Source organism: Bradyrhizobium sp. Kon58 (assembly GCF_055807455.1).
Genome location: NZ_JBVVOT010000027.1, coordinates 80,117 through 97,620 on the forward strand (window position 1 = coordinate 80,117; position 17,504 = coordinate 97,620).

At 59.0% G+C, this 17,504-nt stretch carries 17 protein-coding genes and 1 tRNA gene; 6 read left to right on the forward strand and 12 right to left on the reverse strand.

Translation table 11 applies throughout. From position 1 onward, the window contains the following. Positions 1 to 8: 8 nt before the first annotated feature. From AC0L20_RS31180 to AC0L20_RS31210, 7 genes are all read right to left on the reverse strand, one after another. Complete coding sequence (locus tag AC0L20_RS31180; RefSeq protein ID WP_473294404.1) at positions 9 to 1,028, reverse strand: hypothetical protein; 1,020 nt, start codon at positions 1,026 to 1,028, stop codon at positions 9 to 11. 3 nt (positions 1,029 to 1,031) lie between these two features. Beyond that, positions 1,032 to 1,685, reverse strand: a complete 654-nt coding sequence (locus AC0L20_RS31185) for a hypothetical protein (RefSeq protein ID WP_473294405.1) — start codon at positions 1,683 to 1,685, stop codon at positions 1,032 to 1,034. Positions 1,686 to 1,860: 175 nt separating this feature from the next. Further along, positions 1,861 to 3,327 carry a hypothetical protein gene (locus tag AC0L20_RS31190; protein ID WP_473294406.1) on the reverse strand — a complete coding sequence of 489 codons (1,467 nt, stop codon included), beginning with the start codon at positions 3,325 to 3,327 and terminating at the stop codon, positions 1,861 to 1,863. Continuing rightward, positions 3,328 to 4,053: a thermonuclease family protein gene (locus AC0L20_RS31195; protein WP_473294407.1), complete on the reverse strand. Its 726-nt coding sequence runs from the start codon at positions 4,051 to 4,053 to the stop codon at positions 3,328 to 3,330. Positions 4,054 to 4,970: 917 nt separating this feature from the next. Beyond that, complete coding sequence (locus AC0L20_RS31200) at positions 4,971 to 5,348, reverse strand: J domain-containing protein (protein ID WP_473294409.1); 378 nt, start codon at positions 5,346 to 5,348, stop codon at positions 4,971 to 4,973. Continuing rightward, complete coding sequence (locus AC0L20_RS31205; protein WP_473294410.1) at positions 5,329 to 6,012, reverse strand: hypothetical protein; 684 nt, start codon at positions 6,010 to 6,012, stop codon at positions 5,329 to 5,331. Before AC0L20_RS31205 ends, AC0L20_RS31200 begins: the two co-directional genes overlap by 20 nt. A gap of 6 nt (positions 6,013 to 6,018) precedes the next feature. Next, a complete protein-coding gene (locus AC0L20_RS31210) occupies positions 6,019 to 6,864 on the reverse strand; it encodes a DUF2167 domain-containing protein (RefSeq protein WP_473294411.1) in 846 nt (281 codons plus the stop codon). A gap of 279 nt (positions 6,865 to 7,143) precedes the next feature. On the opposite strand from AC0L20_RS31210, the gene AC0L20_RS31215 reads away from it, so the two are divergent. The 4 genes from AC0L20_RS31215 (at position 7,144) to AC0L20_RS31230 (ending at position 10,755) form a co-directional block, all read left to right on the forward strand. Next, the gene (locus AC0L20_RS31215) at positions 7,144 to 7,317 is read left to right on the forward strand and encodes a hypothetical protein (protein ID WP_473294412.1); all 174 of its coding nucleotides are present in this window, start codon (positions 7,144 to 7,146) and stop codon (positions 7,315 to 7,317) included. Between the two features lie 171 nt (positions 7,318 to 7,488). Beyond that, positions 7,489 to 8,769 carry a hypothetical protein gene (locus AC0L20_RS31220; RefSeq protein ID WP_473294413.1) on the forward strand — a complete coding sequence of 427 codons (1,281 nt, stop codon included), beginning with the start codon at positions 7,489 to 7,491 and terminating at the stop codon, positions 8,767 to 8,769. Between the two features lie 13 nt (positions 8,770 to 8,782). Then, the gene (locus AC0L20_RS31225) at positions 8,783 to 9,181 is read left to right on the forward strand and encodes a DUF5681 domain-containing protein (protein ID WP_473294415.1); all 399 of its coding nucleotides are present in this window, start codon (positions 8,783 to 8,785) and stop codon (positions 9,179 to 9,181) included. A 299-nt stretch (positions 9,182 to 9,480) separates the two neighbouring features. Next, the gene (locus AC0L20_RS31230; protein WP_473294416.1) at positions 9,481 to 10,755 is read left to right on the forward strand and encodes an HNH endonuclease; all 1,275 of its coding nucleotides are present in this window, start codon (positions 9,481 to 9,483) and stop codon (positions 10,753 to 10,755) included. A 317-nt stretch (positions 10,756 to 11,072) separates the two neighbouring features. Here the strand turns inward: AC0L20_RS31230 and AC0L20_RS31235 are convergent, their stop codons facing one another. Together AC0L20_RS31235 and AC0L20_RS31240 are read right to left on the reverse strand one after the other, a co-directional pair. Continuing rightward, the gene (locus tag AC0L20_RS31235) at positions 11,073 to 11,807 is read right to left on the reverse strand and encodes a hypothetical protein (protein WP_473294417.1); all 735 of its coding nucleotides are present in this window, start codon (positions 11,805 to 11,807) and stop codon (positions 11,073 to 11,075) included. Positions 11,808 to 11,940: 133 nt separating this feature from the next. After that, a tRNA-Ser gene (locus AC0L20_RS31240) sits at positions 11,941 to 12,030 on the reverse strand. Positions 12,031 to 12,226: 196 nt separating this feature from the next. Between AC0L20_RS31240 and AC0L20_RS31245 the strand changes: the two genes are divergently transcribed. After that, positions 12,227 to 12,568: a hypothetical protein gene (locus AC0L20_RS31245; protein ID WP_473294418.1), complete on the forward strand. Its 342-nt coding sequence runs from the start codon at positions 12,227 to 12,229 to the stop codon at positions 12,566 to 12,568. A gap of 49 nt (positions 12,569 to 12,617) precedes the next feature. Here the strand turns inward: AC0L20_RS31245 and AC0L20_RS31250 are convergent, their stop codons facing one another. From AC0L20_RS31250 to AC0L20_RS31260, 3 genes are all read right to left on the reverse strand, one after another. Next, a complete protein-coding gene (locus AC0L20_RS31250) occupies positions 12,618 to 14,081 on the reverse strand; it encodes a trehalose-6-phosphate synthase (RefSeq protein ID WP_473294420.1) in 1,464 nt (487 codons plus the stop codon). 238 nt (positions 14,082 to 14,319) lie between these two features. Next, on the reverse strand, positions 14,320 to 15,141 hold the full coding sequence (otsB, locus tag AC0L20_RS31255) for a trehalose-phosphatase (protein ID WP_473294421.1): 822 nt from the start codon (positions 15,139 to 15,141) through the stop codon (positions 14,320 to 14,322). A gap of 3 nt (positions 15,142 to 15,144) precedes the next feature. Then, positions 15,145 to 16,632, reverse strand: a complete 1,488-nt coding sequence (locus AC0L20_RS31260) for an MFS transporter (RefSeq protein WP_473294422.1) — start codon at positions 16,630 to 16,632, stop codon at positions 15,145 to 15,147. Positions 16,633 to 16,814: 182 nt separating this feature from the next. On the opposite strand from AC0L20_RS31260, the gene AC0L20_RS31265 reads away from it, so the two are divergent. Continuing rightward, entirely contained in the window at positions 16,815 to 17,171 is a 357-nt protein-coding gene (locus AC0L20_RS31265; protein WP_473294423.1) for a DUF3175 domain-containing protein, read from the forward strand. Positions 17,172 to 17,504: the final 333 nt, after the last annotated feature.

The window sequence follows — 17,504 nt, forward strand, 5'->3', positions numbered from 1 at the left end:
CTCGCCACCTACGTGTTGTGCCCGCGGCCTGCCCAAGGGCCCGTAGCAAACCGTTCCGCATTTTCGGCGCGGATCTCGTTCATCAGCTCGTTCAGAGCAGCCGCGAGAGCTTGCGTCTGCCGCAGGTTCTCATCCATTGCCTTCGCCTGTGTCTCGGCGCTCTTGTTGAATGAATTTACCGCGCGGGAAAGGCCCTGGATCATCGGCGCGAGCTTGATCTCGATGATCTGCTCGGGGGTCTGCAGCGATGCGAGCTTGCCGACTACGGCGTCGATGGCCTTTATCATGGTGGTCGTGCTTCTCGTCAGCCGGTCTCCTTGCTCAACCAGCTGCTTGGACATAGCTTCGAACGTTCGCGTCGCCTGGCTGTTCATCATATTGAGGGCTTCGCCGGAACGCTTCGAAGCATCCTCAAGTGGTTGGCGCGCGGTGACGGCGAAGTCCTTGATCTCGCCCGCAAGTTCCTTCCGGGTCTCACCGAGAGTTTCCTTCAGCTCGTCGAGCGCATCTCCCAGGGACTGCTGGGTCATCCTGCGGAAGGAGCTGAACTCAAGGATCGTGCTTTCGAGCTCCACTTTCACTTTGCGGGAGGCCTCGGCAAGCTCCAGGCGGGCCGTCGCCTCGACTTCAATCGGATCTCGGCGCATCTGGTTGAAGAAGATGCGCAGGGCGACCCCGGCAATGGTCGAAGCTATGGCGATGCCGAAATTCCTGACGATCAGCTCGGACCCGCTGTCCGGTGAGAACTGATAGAGCGACACACCTAGGCTGGTCAGCGTGAATAGGAAGCCCATGTAGTACAGGTTGTCGCCGGACTGGTCGTCCCTGAGACGAAAGAGCCGGGCCAGGCCGAGGACGAGCGCATACCCGACCATGATCAGGACCGGAACCGACGTAACCAACACAGGAGCGAAGTCGTGAAATTTCGAAAAGACGATATATCCGCTGCCGACGAGCACGACCGCGAAGAACAGCAACCCACTCACCAATCCTGGCGGCAAGAGCCTATCTTTATTGCTGGCCGCCATCAGCTATGCTCCCTGCAGGCGCTTGAGGCTGCCGACTAGGCCACGATTGTCCGTGATCCATTCTCGCCAGAAGCCCATGAGCTGCGTGTCGTCCACAACAGGCTTGCCGTTCAGTTGGCGGCTGACTAGGCGTACGAAAACTGTCGCATCATGGAGCTCGGTCCGATACTTCAGATAGGCGGGGGATTGCCTGAAACGTTGATAGGACAGGTCGCCGGATCGGGGATATTGGCTGTAGTCCTTCGTGGACTCGATCATGTCGGAGATGACGTAGAGGGTCTTTTTCATGTTTTGGCTGGCGCCGCCGGAAAAGTCGCTGATCGCGATATCTTGGATTGCACCCATGATCGGCGAAGCGGTAGCCCGCGCCGGCGTGACACTCTTATCGATTGCCTCCAATGCCGGCTTACGAAAACTCTCGATCCAGCGCTTACGCGCCACCTCGATGTTGTTGGTCCACTCGCTTAGACCCGTCCCATTGCCGGGATTACACTTGGCGAAAAGCGGGCGGCTGCGCAGGCCCGCAACATCGAGAACCCGGATATCGAGCTTGTGGTAGGGCGGCAGGGTCGTGACGATCTCCTCAAGGAGTCCGAGAACCTCTCGGCGGGTAGCGTCAGGCAGGTCATCGGAAGTATCGATCAGTACGACAGCCACGCCGCGTGGTCCGTCTACCGGACAAAGGGTCTCTTGGACGACAGTCGGCGGCCGCTCGGTGAAGAACGCGAAATATGTAAGTGCCGCGCCACAACAGACCGCAACTAGGAAGAGTGTGATGCCGAGGTATCCTGCCCAGCCGATGCCGGGCGAGCCGCGCCGCCGGGGCCTGGGTCTAGCCACTCTTGCTATCCTTCTCCGGGAAGAACTGATCGATCTCACGGTACGAGCGCATCGCCCGTTCGAACGCCTCGTTGATGGCTTTGATTTGCTCCTTCAACAGGCCTTGGGTTTCGTCGATCATCTGGCGCAGCCGATCACGGGCGGTCGAGTCGGGCTCGGCATTGGCATACACGATGCGTTCGAGGACGAACGGCCTGGAGAAGGAGGCGGGTGCTGGGGTTGATCGAGCTTTGCGGTTCGCCTCGCGGTACAGGCCGAGGAGAGTTCGGCCCGCCGTCTCGATCTGATTCTGTTGCTGCACGAAGCGCTGGTTGAGCCGGCTGCGGCCCTGAAGAATGGAATCGTATTCGGTTCGCCGTTTGGATAGATCGGCCGAGGCCTCGTTCATGACCTCGGTGGCGTCCTGCCGAATGTCTCTGAGCCTCTCAATCAGATCGCTCTTGAGATCCGTGAATTGCCTGCTGGCGTCGTTCCAGCGTCGCTCCAGGCCGGCATAGCCGATGTAGGGATCGAAAAACGTGAGACCGTCCGCCATTGCGACAAGCGAGAACACCAGGCCGATGCTGATGAACACCCACGAATTGACATCGGTCAGATCGAAGGGCGCGGTCAGGAGGCGATGCAACACCTCCTGGCCCACGTCGCCACCCAGGCTGGGTTTCATCTCGCGCAGGTGAGCAAGAGTAAGGTTCAGGGCAACTGCGAAGCCTAGATAACCGACGAAAAACATCGCTCCGATCAGCTTAAGCAGAAGATTGCGGTGGTAGATCGGCCTGATGAGGACCAATCCCCAAAGGAAGCTCGCAAGGATGTTCAATGCTGCAAACGTGGTGGCCTGGATGGCCGCCCCGATATAGCCGCCCATGTTGGCTTTGGCCAAGAAACCGGCGTTAACTGCGACCTCAATGACAAAGAGGATCGCAAGAAGCCCGACCTTCAGGATGATCTTTCCCGGGGTTGCCAGCCGTGCCGGCCGCTGCAGACGATGCCGCTTGCGAAACGCCTCGCGTTCCAGCTCGGATTCATGGAGACGGCGGCGATGGACGAACAGCTCGTCGCGTCCCATCGTCGCTTCCGCTTCGAAATCGCCCACGGCTTCCGGCGCGGTCTGCTGGATGACGGCGAAGCGTTCCTCGAAGCTGAGCGAGGTCATCCTTTCGTCATAGGTATGTAGATGGTCCTGGTAGACTGAGTGGGAATCCTGCTTATGGGCCTCGATCCGCTCCACAATCAGATGTTCGACTTGGTCCAGGGTCTGTTCATCAGATGCCGGCCAGTTCTGTGCGCCACGCTCCTTGCCGAGCTCGGTGAGCTTTAGTTCGTCCGCCACACGGTCGACATTTAGATCGATGAAGACGGTTGTGGCCGGTCGATAGTCGTGCGGAGGCTTGTTCAGCAAGGCCCAGAGCCGCGCGATTGGGGAAAGCCGGGTTCGGGAACGGTCCATCGTGATCCGCAACTAAAGCTTCGATTTTCGGCAGCCAGCGGCCTGCGCTTCCGTCTCGGTGCAGAACCAGCGGCGCGAAGAGCTCGGCTGCATGCTCAGTCGTTCGTAAAAGCGGCCACCCGGCACGTGATATATGCATCGCGGCACACTGCTCAAATTACCTTTTATCAAACAATTGCCCGCCGGCGGTTGCGTATCCGCCGCCATATTCGAGATCAGAGCTCGTTGTGCCGTCGAAGGAACGGAGAGCGCCCCAAAAATCACTGTCGAACTGCTGCGATGTCGCCAATCCCATGGCGCGATGAACGCGCCGCCCCAAAGACCGCGCTGATTTTGGCGCGCCGAGTCTTCATCGGGGACGAATTCTGTAGAATACTTGCGAAACGCCAAAGCCCAGCCATTCTGAACAAGCCATCGAGATACATTCTCACCGCCGATGGCGCAGGAACCGAGTGACCGCCGGTAAATGTCGGTGCCACTCAGCTGGCAGGACCACTCGCGGTCTTTACTGAAGGATCGCAGGCGCTCACGGGCTTCGATGCCGCACGTCCATGTCTTGCCCGCCCCATCAAGGCAGACCTGCTCCGTTTCCGGGGCGTCGACACCGTTGAAGCGGATCTTGGTCTTACCGATGTAGATAGTGTCCGCATCAACAATTTGCGCGACGCCGTGCACCTCTCCGGCGCCTGCGGCGTGCACGCTGATCAATAGGGCCACGAGAGCCAGCCAACGCTGCAACGCAACCCCCTTTTTGCAACGATCTTCGATAGTTAAAAATCTATTACACTTTTTAGGTGAACGGCCAAGAAAGGACGCTTGCCTTGTCCATATGGTTAATTGGCCGCCAGCTGAGCCTGTTTGCCGATCCAAGCTTTAACCCGGATGATAGACCTGACAGCAGCTACGCCAATTGGGACGAACACAGTGTTCCGAGTTGGCGTATTCAAGTGCGCTAACGTGGCGGTATCAGAAGCCGAGCATGCTCGTAGGAATTTCAACGCAGAAGAGCCCTATCGCCAGGAGAACGCGGGCTCGGCTTGAGTTGCCCACGCACCTCTTCCATCGTGATGCTGCCCCCCCTTTTCCCCTTTTATGGTCTCAACTGTTGAATATTTGGAAGGCCCAGGTTCCGGACCAACAGCAAGCAGATGCAGCGCTATCTTTGGTCACACCTCACCTGTGGTGCCCCTTGTCACCAACAATCGATTTGCCGGTCGGAGGAGCTCAAGCTCTGGCCTCCGACCGCCGTGTTCGGCGTCAGGCCCGGGTGCCGAGCTTGTTGCATTCTCCATTTAGAACGATTCGATGAAGCCCGCCGGTCGCGCGCAGGGCATGCTCGCCTTGCGGCGGTCGCTCACGCGCGCAGCTCGCAGAGCGCGACTTAGCCGCCCGGCTTCGGAACCAGCATCAGTGAGTCTGGCAGGGCCAAATAGCGACACGTTCGTTCCCGCACCTCTTCCACCCACATGATCAATTGCAAGGCTCACGGTGTTACTTCTACACCGACACTGCACAGCCGTGCCCGGACATCGCCAGCATCAGCACCACTAGGACTGTGCCGATCATGGAGCGCTCAGAGCGATGCGGCTCGCGCCCCAGCCATACTCCGATGACATCGGGCGACATTTTGGGTTCGGACAGGCGCTTTCATCAGACTAAGTAAATCGTCGCTCTGTTTTCGCTGCGGAATAGGCCAAGTTGATCTCCTTCGCCTTCTGTTCAGCCAATTCGCGCAGCTCCCTGCCAAGGCCTTCGACGCGATCAGGATGATACCGCGCGATCTCCTTCCGGAATGCTGTCTTAATGGCGTCGGGCGAAGCATCTTGGCTAACTCCCAATATTTCCCACCAAAACCGCTGGGGTGCGGATGGCTCCTTTTTTTCTGCTTTTGACTGCTCGGGTTCAGCTTCCGACCTTTTCCGTTCTAAACTCTCTTCGGTTACTCGGCGACGTTCGAGGAACGCATTTACTAGCAGGAAGCCGATCAGCCCACACCCAATGATAACGGCGAACTCAATCCAACCCAAATCCATGGACCTGTTCTCCGTGAAATTGCAAGTTTTCGCTGATAGCGCTCAGAGCTTCCTTAGGCGAAGAGCATAGGTGCGCCACCGAAAACGTATTTGGGTGCCAGCTCTGCGCCAAAGATATCCGCTTCAAAACGTTTACTACGCACACCGGACACACAACTAACTCTGCCGAAATTTTTAGCGCTGCACCCGTTGAAAGACCGAAACTCTTTCGTCCGATCCATAGCAGGACGGACGCCGCCATGCCTGATACGTACAGTGGAGGCAAGAACGCGATGATCGAAAACTGCACTCCCCATACAGCCGCCATCACAGGTCCTGCGATCAGGAAAGCCAACGCAACCGAGCCAACTACGGCAAGAGAGCGAGCACGCCGCTCCCGCCTATAGGTGGTTGACAGCATCTTCAACGTATCCCGCGCACCACGGTCCGCAGCCGAGACGCCTGAAACGATGAAGAGACGAAACGGAACGGAGCAGATTGTGAAAATCAACTCTTTGTTCTTCAGCGTAAATGGCACCGACGCTGACCTGAGCTTGGGACGCAAGCTACGTGGGACCGTGAACATGAACTTGCCCGGCTCCAAAAGAAAGGCCGAGTCGGCCAAAACGATAATCCACGCAACTACCCAAAAGCCGAACGTTGAGGCAGCAAGGTCTTCGAACATTCCGGCTCAAGCCGGTCTTCTGGCAAAAAAACGGCGGACACCTGCCCAAACAGCAGCGATCCCGCCGAACACGCCAAACACAAGAAACTTTCCAAGGGCCTTGAACGCACCTGTTTTCGCTGCGGCAGCCGCAGCCCCACCAACAATCAGGGCAGCAAGACCGTATTCTGCAATTTTGTCACCGTTGCGAAACTCCGAATAGCGCTGCCCGGGGTTAAACGAAAAGTTGGAGAGCGACGTTTTGAAAGTCCTGATGTCGTTGTCTAGCGAGGACGGACTCGACACTAAGACGGCGTTCATTACTCCAGTCCGTCCAAGCAATCGGATCGTATAGTTGACGGTGACATCCCCAGATTCTTCCCGAAGCTTCGTAGCCCACTCCAGGCGCTTAGTTTGGATGTCATAGTGAGGCACGACGTACCAGTCTTCGAGCAACAGAGTTTGTAAGCCGCGCCGCTTCCGCTCCTCGTTCCCGGAGACGTTGGTCTTCTTCAAGATGCTTAGGAGCTCATCCGGGTCGAGGGTCTCATCGTCTTTGACGTAACCGGACGAATCATAGCTGAATACGGCGAACCAGCTCAGGCTTTTGGGTGCAAAAGTATAGTTGCCATCGTGGCCCAAATTCCCATTAAGTTCCAGAAACCTCCGACTTCCTGCTGATCCGAGAAACAGCGAATCTTTCGCAACGCCAATGGTAGCCACGCTCGCGATATCGCCCTGCGTGGGACCTACCTTCCAATCAAGCTTCTTGATTTCAACCCCAAACTGATCGCTGGGCCCCTGCTGAGCGAAGACGGCGGCAGGAAACAGGCAAAAAGCAAATACCGCCGCGACTTGCAAAATACGTTTCATCTTGGGCCCCCCGGCCAGTTGAGGTCAGAACTCTACACAACTCGATCTCGCTGTTCAACCGGACTGGGTCCGCACTATCGTCTAACCGTCCACGATCATCTCGATCGTACTGGACATAACCCAACTCCACAAACTGAATTCGGATTTCCAACTGCAGCAGCGCATCTCCTGGCGGTGCCCGTAGAGCTGGCGCCGCAATGACCACGAGCTGCTCGTGCTACTCAACCATCGCAAAGGAATCTGGCCTTAACCGCAGCACGGTCATCAAGCATGTGAAGCTTGCAGCAGCGGCGGGTCACCACCGACTACATGGCGCGAGATGCTGGTTACGTCATCCCGCCGTGCGACTACACCAAGGCATCCGCCTTTGTCGATGGTCGGAATGAGTGCCGGCGGCTCCTGGCAGAGCTGAAGCGGCTGGAGAGCAAGGGCGCAAAGCGCAAGGTCCGCTGATGCGCTACGTTCTCGCCATCCTTATACTGCGGATACTGCCTTGCCGGGAGGCGTGGCTGGTGCGCCTCGGGGTATTTCCCAAAGCGTTGGATTTCTGACGAAATCTTCCGCCACATCCCGGCTATGGTATGATAAGCGCCGAACCACCGGCGCTTTTTTGTTGAGGAATCCATGAAGGTCTTTTGGGCTTGGCAGTCTGACCACCCCCGTCGCATCGCAAAGGATTTCATCCTGACCGCACTGGAGGCGGCGATTGATGAGATCAAGGCGACCCGAGAGATCGCAGAGGCGCCCGAGGAATCCCGGAAAGCCGACCTTGAGGTTGACCATGATACGAAGGGGTTGACCGGTTCGCCTGACATCGCCGCCTCGATCCTGGACAAAATCGCAGCCGCGAAGGTGTTTGTGGCGGACATCACCCCTGTCGGCGCCACGCCCGTCGTCCAGGGCAGCGAGGGGGAGCTGCCCACCCGCAAGCTGGTCAATCCGAACGTGGCCATTGAATACGGCTACGCCATGGGCAAGCTCGGCGACGCCGCCGTCATCGCGGTGATGAACCTGCACTATGGGAAACGGGAGGAACTGCCGTTCGACATCGTGCACAAGCGCTGGCCTATAACCTACCGGCTGCATCCGGAGGCGACGAAGGAAGAAATCAAGCAGGAGCTGCCCAAGCTGGCCGCCAAGCTGGTGGAGGCGCTAAGGGGATACCTGGACAACCCCCAGCCGGTGAATGCGACCTTCAAGCAAACGCCCTGGGTGGGGGCACCGCCGTTCTTTGCCGAGCGTACAAAGGTTATCGGCACGTCGCGGCAGCTGGGTGGCAGCCTGAAAATGCCTTTTGAGAAGGTGCTGTATCTTCGGGTCATCCCCACGAAGCGCCTGGTGCGTCCGATGGCCCAGCGCGTGATGATGGATAGCGTGTACAAGTACGGTGCGGCGGGCTCGAACGACCTGAAACTGCATCCACTGGCGAATGAATACGGTGTCGCCGTGGTGTCGCCCAGGGGTAGCACCCGCGATATTCACGCCATCACTCAGTATTTCGCCAATGGCGAGGTGTGGGCCATCAATGCTGAAGTCATTGTGGACGGCGATCGAGACGACGACAAGTGGTACACCGTCCTTGAAGCTGAGCGGGTGTTCGCTGAAACCCTGAACCTCGCGCTCGAATACATGAGGGATGTCGCCAAGGCCGAACTGCCATACAAGGTCATCGGCGGTGTGCACAAGGTGAAGGGTCTTCGCATGGTTCGCTCCGGCGCCACCCTGAACACGCATGGGCACTTCATGGAGGACGATGTTGAGGTGGAGCTGATGCTTCAGGAGAACACCCGTGAGGCTGAAGACGCATTTCTCGGCGAGTTGTTTGAAAGCATCTTCGACGTGACCGGGTATCCGCGACCGAAGGGGATGAATGACTTCAATACGAAGCGGATTCACCCGAGATAATCGCCGTGTTATCATGGCCCCATCCACAAAAGAGCAACAGGTGATTTGCAGGTGGCTTAATGCCATTTCCAAATCCCGATACACAGTTCAGAAAGGCGAGTCCGGTAACCCCGCTGGGCGTCCAAAACGTAGCAAGAACACCAGCACCTTGATGCGTGAGATGCTGGACGTGGTGATTAGAAACCAGCTCCATCCTCTCGATAGTACCCAGCTCGCCGATATGACCGTTCAGGAGCTTATGGTCGCCAAATGGGCGGCCGAGGCGATGAAGGACTGGAAGGCCGCACAGGCTTACCGAGAAGCCCTCGAAGGGAAGCCAGTCCAGCAAAACCACAACATCAATGCGGACGGCGAGGCGGTGACCTTTGAAATCGTGCCGGTGGATGGGCCGGGCGATGTCGGAGGTTCTTAAGACGCGGCTGGAGTTTCCGCGCAAGCTCCTCTTCATCTGGCACCGGCACAGGCAATCACGCCGTGACAGAGATATCGCAGCTAGTCCGCGCGGCACCGCGCAAACTGCAACAGAAAGTCACCGTCCAGCGCGACTTGCAGGGAGGGGTGGGGTACAGCCGAAGTTGGAAAATCAACCCGTGCTCTTGATATGCGGTGCGCAAAGCGGCTTAAGAAGGCGAACTTGGAACGGGAAGTCGTCCCAATCTCCGAAAAAGCCCGGTAGATTATTTTGCTCGAGATGCGGAGAGGGGATGTAGCATGGTTGGGAATTCATTCGCTGTACGGGATGTTATCGAGTCTATTCTGCCCGATGCTGACCATAGGCTCATCGTTCTGAGTCGCTTCATTCATTCGGTACAGCTCGCTTCGAGCATTGCACCAGCTGCTTTGGCCGCAACTGTTTGGGACAATGGATTCCGGCTGAACGTAGGCCAGGTAGAGACCTTTACTTTCGTTGATGAACGCTTTCGGATTATGTTAGCGACCGCGAACTCGGACAGTCGTCTTGCGGGTTTGTCAGTTTCCGCTTCTGCGTATGCGTCCATACACGGGCCGAATTGTGCTTTCACAGGCGGTGTCGCTGAATATCGTTCCGCTAAGGATCGAATAGATCCTTTGCACGAGGAATATATCCGCAGTGCAGCAACGACCAAAGAAGGGGCTCCTAGACAAGGAACGCCTCATCCCGCTCAAGACCTAGCCGGTCTCATCGCATTCGCAGAGAATTACGTGGCAAGCAACGCAGCGCAGCGAGAAGGAGTGATGCCATTTCCGTTCCGCATAGGGGCCTACTACACCAGGAACGATGTCTTCGCCGCAGTGGGCATACCGAAGCATTCTGGCGGCCCATGGTACACGGGCTACACTTCTCACGGCCCGGACTGGTTTATTTTTTGTAATGTCGGAACGAGTGGTCGCACCGGGCACGATTATGAAAATCGTTTCGTCGGTGACGACCTAGTGTGGTCCGCAAAAACCAACACGCATCTTCGTCAGCCCGATATCCGAAAACTCCTAACCCCTACCGGACGAGTGTACCTGTTTTACCGTGAAGGGCAGCGCGATCCATTCACGTTCGCCGGTTCAGCACGACCAGTGGAGGTATTGGACACCACGCCGGTAAAGGTTCGGTGGCGCTTTCGTTCGGTTGATGGCCGCCGTCAAGAATACGTTTTGCCGGAAGAACTCGATGATGAAGATACGACTGTAGTGGAGGGGGAGCGAAGATCAGTCCTTGTAAATGTCTATGAGCGTAATCCCACGGCCCGAAAGAAGTGTATTTCTCATTGGAAACCGATCTGCCAAGTTTGCGAATTTGATTTTGGCGTCACTTATGGAAATCTTGGCCATGGTTTTATTCATGTGCATCACCTCAAGCCTCTGGGCGAGATGGGCGAGGCTTATTCCCTTGACCCTATCCAAGACTTGCGACCGGTCTGCCCAAACTGCCATGCGATGTTGCATCAGCAAAAGCCGGCACTGACAATCGAGGGACTCAGGGCGGTTATTTCTAGGCGTCGAGGCAGTCCATGAGATGGACGGATGCGGATGATATTGGAGAATCAAACCTAGCCCTGGTGAAAACTTAGATCATACTCATAAGCACAAACGAGCCACGCCCCCAACAAGCCGCGATAGGAGCACGCGTTATCCAATGGACTCGATATGTACGTTGGCGTAGGGCTGCTTTGTAGCAGCCAGCTCATCAATGTGCTTGCCCGCGTCAGTGATCTGCTTGGGAGCATACACCGGAATAGTGGGCTCGGGCCGTTGATCCCGATGCGACGCCTGGCCATGGCTCAAAGTGTCCGCGGCGGAGCGGACAAGGCTAACAATGGTTCCTTTGAAGTTCATAACCCAGCCTTTCCTAGAAAAGAGTCCAAAGTCTTAACAGACTCCGTTGAGGGCGTAGAAAGGTCAAAATCCATATAAAACCCGTCCCCCACGGATTTCCAGTACTCGCGGCCTCCCGGTAGACTTAGCACTCCGCTCACTTTCTGTCGAGAAAGCAAGCCCTTGGGGTAGTGGGGAAACGAGCTTGCTATGGCTAGGGTTCCTGGCAGCAAATCCATATCGAAGCCGTACGTGGGCCACGCGACAAACCCGCCCCATCGTTCGCCGGTGCTCGGATTCATATCCGGCCAATTTCGCCCGCCCGCCGCAAAAAGCCTAAGCTTTGAGAAACCGCCCACTGCCAGTGCTTGCCGAACTATGACCGCCAACATCCGGGCAGCCAGGCCCTTGGGGCCTCCAGCCAGCAGGTCAACGGTTTTGATGTAAACGCCAAAAGTTGACGTGCCATCGCGAAAAACCCCGATAACGTTTGCGGACCGTAGGTATGTAGTGTTTTCGACATTGAAGTACACCCCGGGTGGAACATCTTCGCTGCCGGAGGTGGTCGCATTGGTCAAAACGCTGAACGAGATTGTAGAGCCGCGGGGCGCTCCAGAGAGGCCGATTATTTGATCGGATGAAAGGCGGAGGCCGAGCAGAGCCTTGGTATCGGGCAGGGGCGCGGAAATGGTGACGCTTGATGAATCGAAGTGCAATTGCTCGAACTGTGTAACAGTATTGATGTACTGCATTCCCGGCCTGGCACTTTTTATAGGACGCAACCGTCCGTGACGACAATCAACCACAAGCTGGGGACCAACTTGGGGACTAACACGCCTTTTTAGTCGAAAATACCTATTACTTCAGTGCGTTAAAGACGTTTGATGGCGGAGAGAGTGGGATTCGAACCCACGGTACGGTTTCCCGCACACACGCTTTCCAAGCGTGCGCCTTAAGCCACTCGGCCATCTCTCCGGAGCGCACTCTCTTGAAGGCGCGCCGATGATTTTGCAAGGGATCGCGGGGAAATCGGGTGATTTTTCGGTAAGATATTGTATTTTATAGACAATATCAGTCGCGACGCCGACGCCTGGAACCGCCTGCCGGCTGAACCGGCGGCGGGTTTGGTGCGACGATTCACTCAAGACCGCCAAACAAGACCAGGGGCTCCATGACCATCCGCCACACCATCGCCGCGCTAAGCCTGATTTCGGCCCTTGCCGCCGCCTTCGCCGTGCCGGCCGCCGCACAGGTCTGCACCCGGCAAGGGGTCGACGTCAGCTGTGACGACGGACGGCGCGGGATGCTTTCGGGCGATGCCATCCTCTGGCCCGACGGCACGCGCTCAAGCGCGACGCCGCATCAAAGCGTCATCATCGGCAACAAGAGTTCGGTGCATGTCGGGCCCGGCGTGTTCGTCGGCCAAGGCAAGGGCATGGTGCCGCTCGACGATCCGAACGCGCCGAACAAACGGCAGTGCGCGATTCTGGAGGGCGTGTCGTATTGCTATTGAGGCTCTCGTCTTCGCCCTGCCCTCCCCGTCAAGAACGGGGAGAAGGAGACTAAATCAACCGCACACCTGATATCGCCGACTTGAGCCAGCGCAGCGCCTGCGGCGGCTGGTTGGCGAGCGGCGCGACCGCGGCCTTCTCCGTCCGGCACTTCTCCAGTTCAGCGACGAAATCCGCCGACCATTGCTGGATGGTGTGGCCGCGCAGCTTCTTCATCATCGCATCCCAGCGCATCTTGCGCTCGGTGAGCGGCATCGCGGCCGCGACCGCGATCGCGCGCGCCATGCCGTCGATGTCGTGCGGATTGACCAGCAGCGCGGCGTCGAGCTCGTTGGCCGCGCCGGCGAATTTCGACAGCACCAGCACGCCGGGATCGGCCGGATTTTGCGCGGCGACGTATTCCTTGGCGACAAGATTCATGCCGTCGTGCAGCGGCGTCACCACGCCAATCTGCGCGGTGCGGTAGAGACCCGCCAGCACGGCCTGGCTAAAACCCTTGTTGAGATAGCGGATTGGTGTCCAGTCGGCCTCGCCGTGACGGCCGTTGACGTCGGACACGAGCCGCGCGACCTCGTTCTGCAAATTGCCATAGGCTTCGATGGCACCGCGTGAGGGATTTGCGATCTGCAACAGCGAGATGCTGCGCGCAAAGTGCGGATGATCGGTCCAGAGCCGGTCGAACGCGCTGATGCGGTTGACGAGGCCCTTGGAATAGTCGAGCCGGTCGACGCCGATCGCGAGCCGCTCACCATTGAGGCTGCGGCGCAGCCGCGAGACGTCCGGATGCGACGCCGATTTCGCCGCGTATTGCGCGAACTTCTCGGCGTCGATACCGATCGGAAACACCTCGCAGCGCGTCCGGCCATGCTGCGAGATCGCAACGCCGTCTTCGACGGCGAGGCCGAGTTCGCTCGCAACATAGCCGAGAAAATTCTGGCAATCGTCATGGGTCTGGAAGCCGATCAGATCGTAGGCCAGCATCGCCGTGATCAGCTCGCGATGATTGGGCACACCTTGCATCACCGCCGCGACCGGCCACGGCGTATGGAGGAAGAAGCCGATCGGGTCGTCGACGCCGAGCTCGCGCAGCTCCGCGCCGAGCGCGAGGAAATGATAATCCTGCACCCAGAACGCGGTTTGTGCTTTCCGGAAGCGCATCAAGGCGCGCGCCATGAAGGCGTTCACCTCGCGATAGCTGACATAGTCGTCACGCGAGACGCGGATCAGATCGCTGCGCGAGTGCAGCGCCGGCCATAGCGCCGAATTGGCAAAGCCTTCGTAATAGCCGCCATAGTGCGCCGCCGGCAGATCCAGCGTCGCGATCGCGCCCGAACCCAATGCTTCGATCTCGGCAAAAGGCTCCTTTTGATGACCGTCACGCACACGGCCCGAGGAACCCACCCAGATCGCGCCCGAATGTTCCACGACAGGTAATAACGCCGCCGCGAGACCGCCCGTCATGGGCTCGTTGGGCTTGCCGCGCGCGACGCGATTCGAAACGACGACTAAGTTCACAGGTCGTCCCCTCCTGTTTCATTCCACCCCATTTAACTGCCGTTCATCAATATGGTTCCTGATCATCCTTTGCACCAATTGAAACCAAACTCGGGCGCGCGCGTTGGAACCGGTTTACCTCAAGGCAACCCGACGATTTCGCTACACAAAGTCGGCTTTGGAACCGTGGCACGCGCAGCATGAAGCCGACGCGCTGGGGAATTACGCGCGCGATATGTGGCTTCGAGATGTCGGCGCCTTATTCTAACCTTGAGTCGTCGAGCAGCCGCGCAAGGAACGCGCGAACGTCGTTCGGCGCGTCGAAGTGCCCGTTGACACCCATGGCGCGGCGGCCGACCGAGAAGGCGAGCCCGTTCATGTCGGGCATGATCGCGAACACGGTCTCGTCGGTGACGTCGTCGCCGATGAAGATCGGACGGCGTCCCTTGAAAGGCTCGTGCTTCATCAACTCGCGCACGCCGGTCGCCTTGGTGAAACCGGAATGCTTGATCTCGCAAACGAACTTGCCGGGCAGCACCTCGATCGGCGCGTTGGGCAGGTCGGCGCGGATCAACGAGACGGATTCATAGATCGCCTTCTCCGCATGCGGCGCAAGGCGGTAATGCAGCGCCAGCGAATAGCCCTTGTCTTCGAGCAGAATGCCGGGACTGAGCTTGGCAACCGCCGCGAGCCGCCGCTTCAGCTCCTTGTCCAGCGGCGGCGCGCTGACGGCATCCGCTTCGTTGTCCACCGAAAGCCGCATCTCCGCGCCGTGGCCGGCGACGGCGCGAAAGACATCCGGCGCGAAGATCAGGTCGATGTCGTTGAGCGAACGGCCGCTGACCATCGCCAGCGCGCCCGAGGTGCGCTCCGTCAACCGGTTCAGTGTTTCCGACAGGCCGGGCGGCACCCACACCTCACGCGGCGTCGGCATCAGGTCGAGCAGCGTCCCGTCGATGTCGAGCAGGATCGCTGTTTCATTGAGATGCGGCACGAGCGCGTGGGGCACCGGCACCGCATCGGGTGCATCATCGTCGACCATGGCGCGCTCTTGATCCAATTCAGCCAGTTCCGATTTCATAGTCTACTCCATGGAAGCAAGCGGCCGCGCGATTTCTTCGAGCGATCTGCGTTCCGCCGAGACGGCATAGCGCCACGCCACGATCGCGGCCGCGATCATCAGGAACGCCCCCAGCAAATAGCCTGCGAACACGCTGGTGCGTGATCCCGTGTCGATCAGCGCACCGAACAATGCGGGGCCGATCACGCCGCCGATGCCGGTGCCGACCGCATAAAACACCGCGATCGCAAGCGCGCGGACTTCCAAGGGAAACGTCTCGCTGACGGTGAGATAGGCGGCGCTCGCGGCGGGCGAGGCAAAGAAGAAGATCACCATCCAGGCGATGGTCTGCCCTTGCGCGCTCAAGGCGCCAATCGAAAACAGATAACCCGACAGCGCCAGCAACAGGCCCGACGTCCCATAGGTGAACATGATCATGGTCCGGCGGCCGAGCGTATCGAACAGGCGCCCGAGCAGCAGCGGACCGAGGAAATTGCCGGCGGCGAAGGGGAGCAGATACCAGCCGACATGATCGGCGCTGATGCCGTAAAAATCGGTCAACACCAGCGCAAAGGTGAAGAAGATGGCGTTGTAGAAGAAAGCCTGCGCGATCATCAGCACGAGACCGACCATCGCCCGCTGGCGGTAGACCGAGAACAGCGTGTGCACGACCTCCCGGATCGGCGTGTGACTCCGCATTTTCAGGCGGATCTTGGCGAAGCGCCCGTCGCTCATGTCCTGGTCGTGTCCGAGCACCGAGCGCTCGATCTCGTCGACGATGGCGTGGGCCTGGTCGGGACGGCCGTGGATCATCAGCCAGCGCGGACTCTCCGGAATCCACATCCGCATCAAGAGCACGACGAGGCCGATGGCCGCGCCGATGAGATAAGCGAGACGCCAGCCGAGATCGGGGCCGATCACCGCGGGATCGAGCAGCACGATGGCCGCCACGGCTCCCATCGCGGCACCGATCCAGAAGCTACCGTTGATGACGAGATCGGTCCAGCCGCGATAGCGCGCCGGCACCAATTCCTGGATGGTCGAATTGATCGCGGTATATTCGCCGCCGATGCCGGCGCCGGTGAGGAAGCGAAACAGCGCGTAGCTCGCGACATTCCATGACAGAGCGGTCGCGGCCGTCGCCGAGAGATAGAGCGCGAGCGTGATAAAGAACAGCTTCTTTCGGCCGATGCGGTCGGTCAGCCAGCCGAAACCGAGCGCGCCGAGCACGGCACCCGCGAGATAGGCGGAATTGGCAATACCGAGATCGAGATTGGAGAAATGCAGGGTGGGACTCTGTTTCAGCGCGCCGGAGAGCGCGCCGGCCAACGTCACCTCGAGACCATCCAGAATCCAGGTGATGCCGAGCGCGAGCACGACGCGGGTGTGAAACCCGCTCCACGGCAGCGCGTCAAGCCGTGCGGGAATGCTGGTTTCGATGATGCGATCGGCCGCGTGCGCCGTGGAGACCACAGGTCCATCGTCCGGCGCTGGGCTTCGCTGCAATTCCATCGCGTTGTTGCATCTGACCAATGGACATGGCCCCGGTTCACATGGCGTGGACGGGGGCGATCCGATCAAAGGGGGTGCGGCATTCCGCCTGCCACCTGCGACAACGTCTGCGGCGAGGGCAGGTTCCTCGTGGAACGACCGTTCGCGCCGCTGGTTTCGGTGGAGCCGCAAGGAGTTGACGCATGGCTCATGCCAGAAAGACGACACATTTCAGAAAGACGACACATGCTCGCAAAACAGCGGCGCGCAAGAGCACCAAACGCGCCGCACCGAAGCGCTGGTCACAGCGCGTGACGAAGGAGAGCGACGCGCTCGACCTCAAACAAGGCGTGTTCAAGCTGACCAGCGCGAAGAAGATCGCGACTTCGCTGAAGCGCTCGGCCGAGCACAGCGCGCGCCGCAAGACCGGCGCCTACCGCTCGGCGCTGTCGATGCTGACGTTCTACATCAATCGCGCCGGCAAGACGCTGCCGCAGACGCAGCGCACGCGGTTGGAGCGGGCAAAGGTGGAGCTGAAGCGGGCATTCGGGAGGGAGTGAGTGCCACGTCGTCCTGGACAAGCGCAGCGGAGCGGAGCGCCGATCCAGGACCCATCACCCCAGGGAGCAATTTGGCGATGACTCGGAGTTAGCAGTCGCCCGATAACTGCTACTTCGGGTAATGGGTCCTGGCTTTCGCCAGGACGACGACGGAGTGCGTGGCGCGCTTCGAGCTTACGCCGCCCGGATATTCCCCATGAAGCGGTCGAGCTCGGCGCGCAGGCGGGTGCTTTCGGACGACAGCGTCTTGGCCGAGTGCAGCACCTCTTCCGAGGCCGAGCCGGTTTCGGCGGCGCCGCGGTTGACCTGGCCGATGTCGGTGGCGGCGGTCTG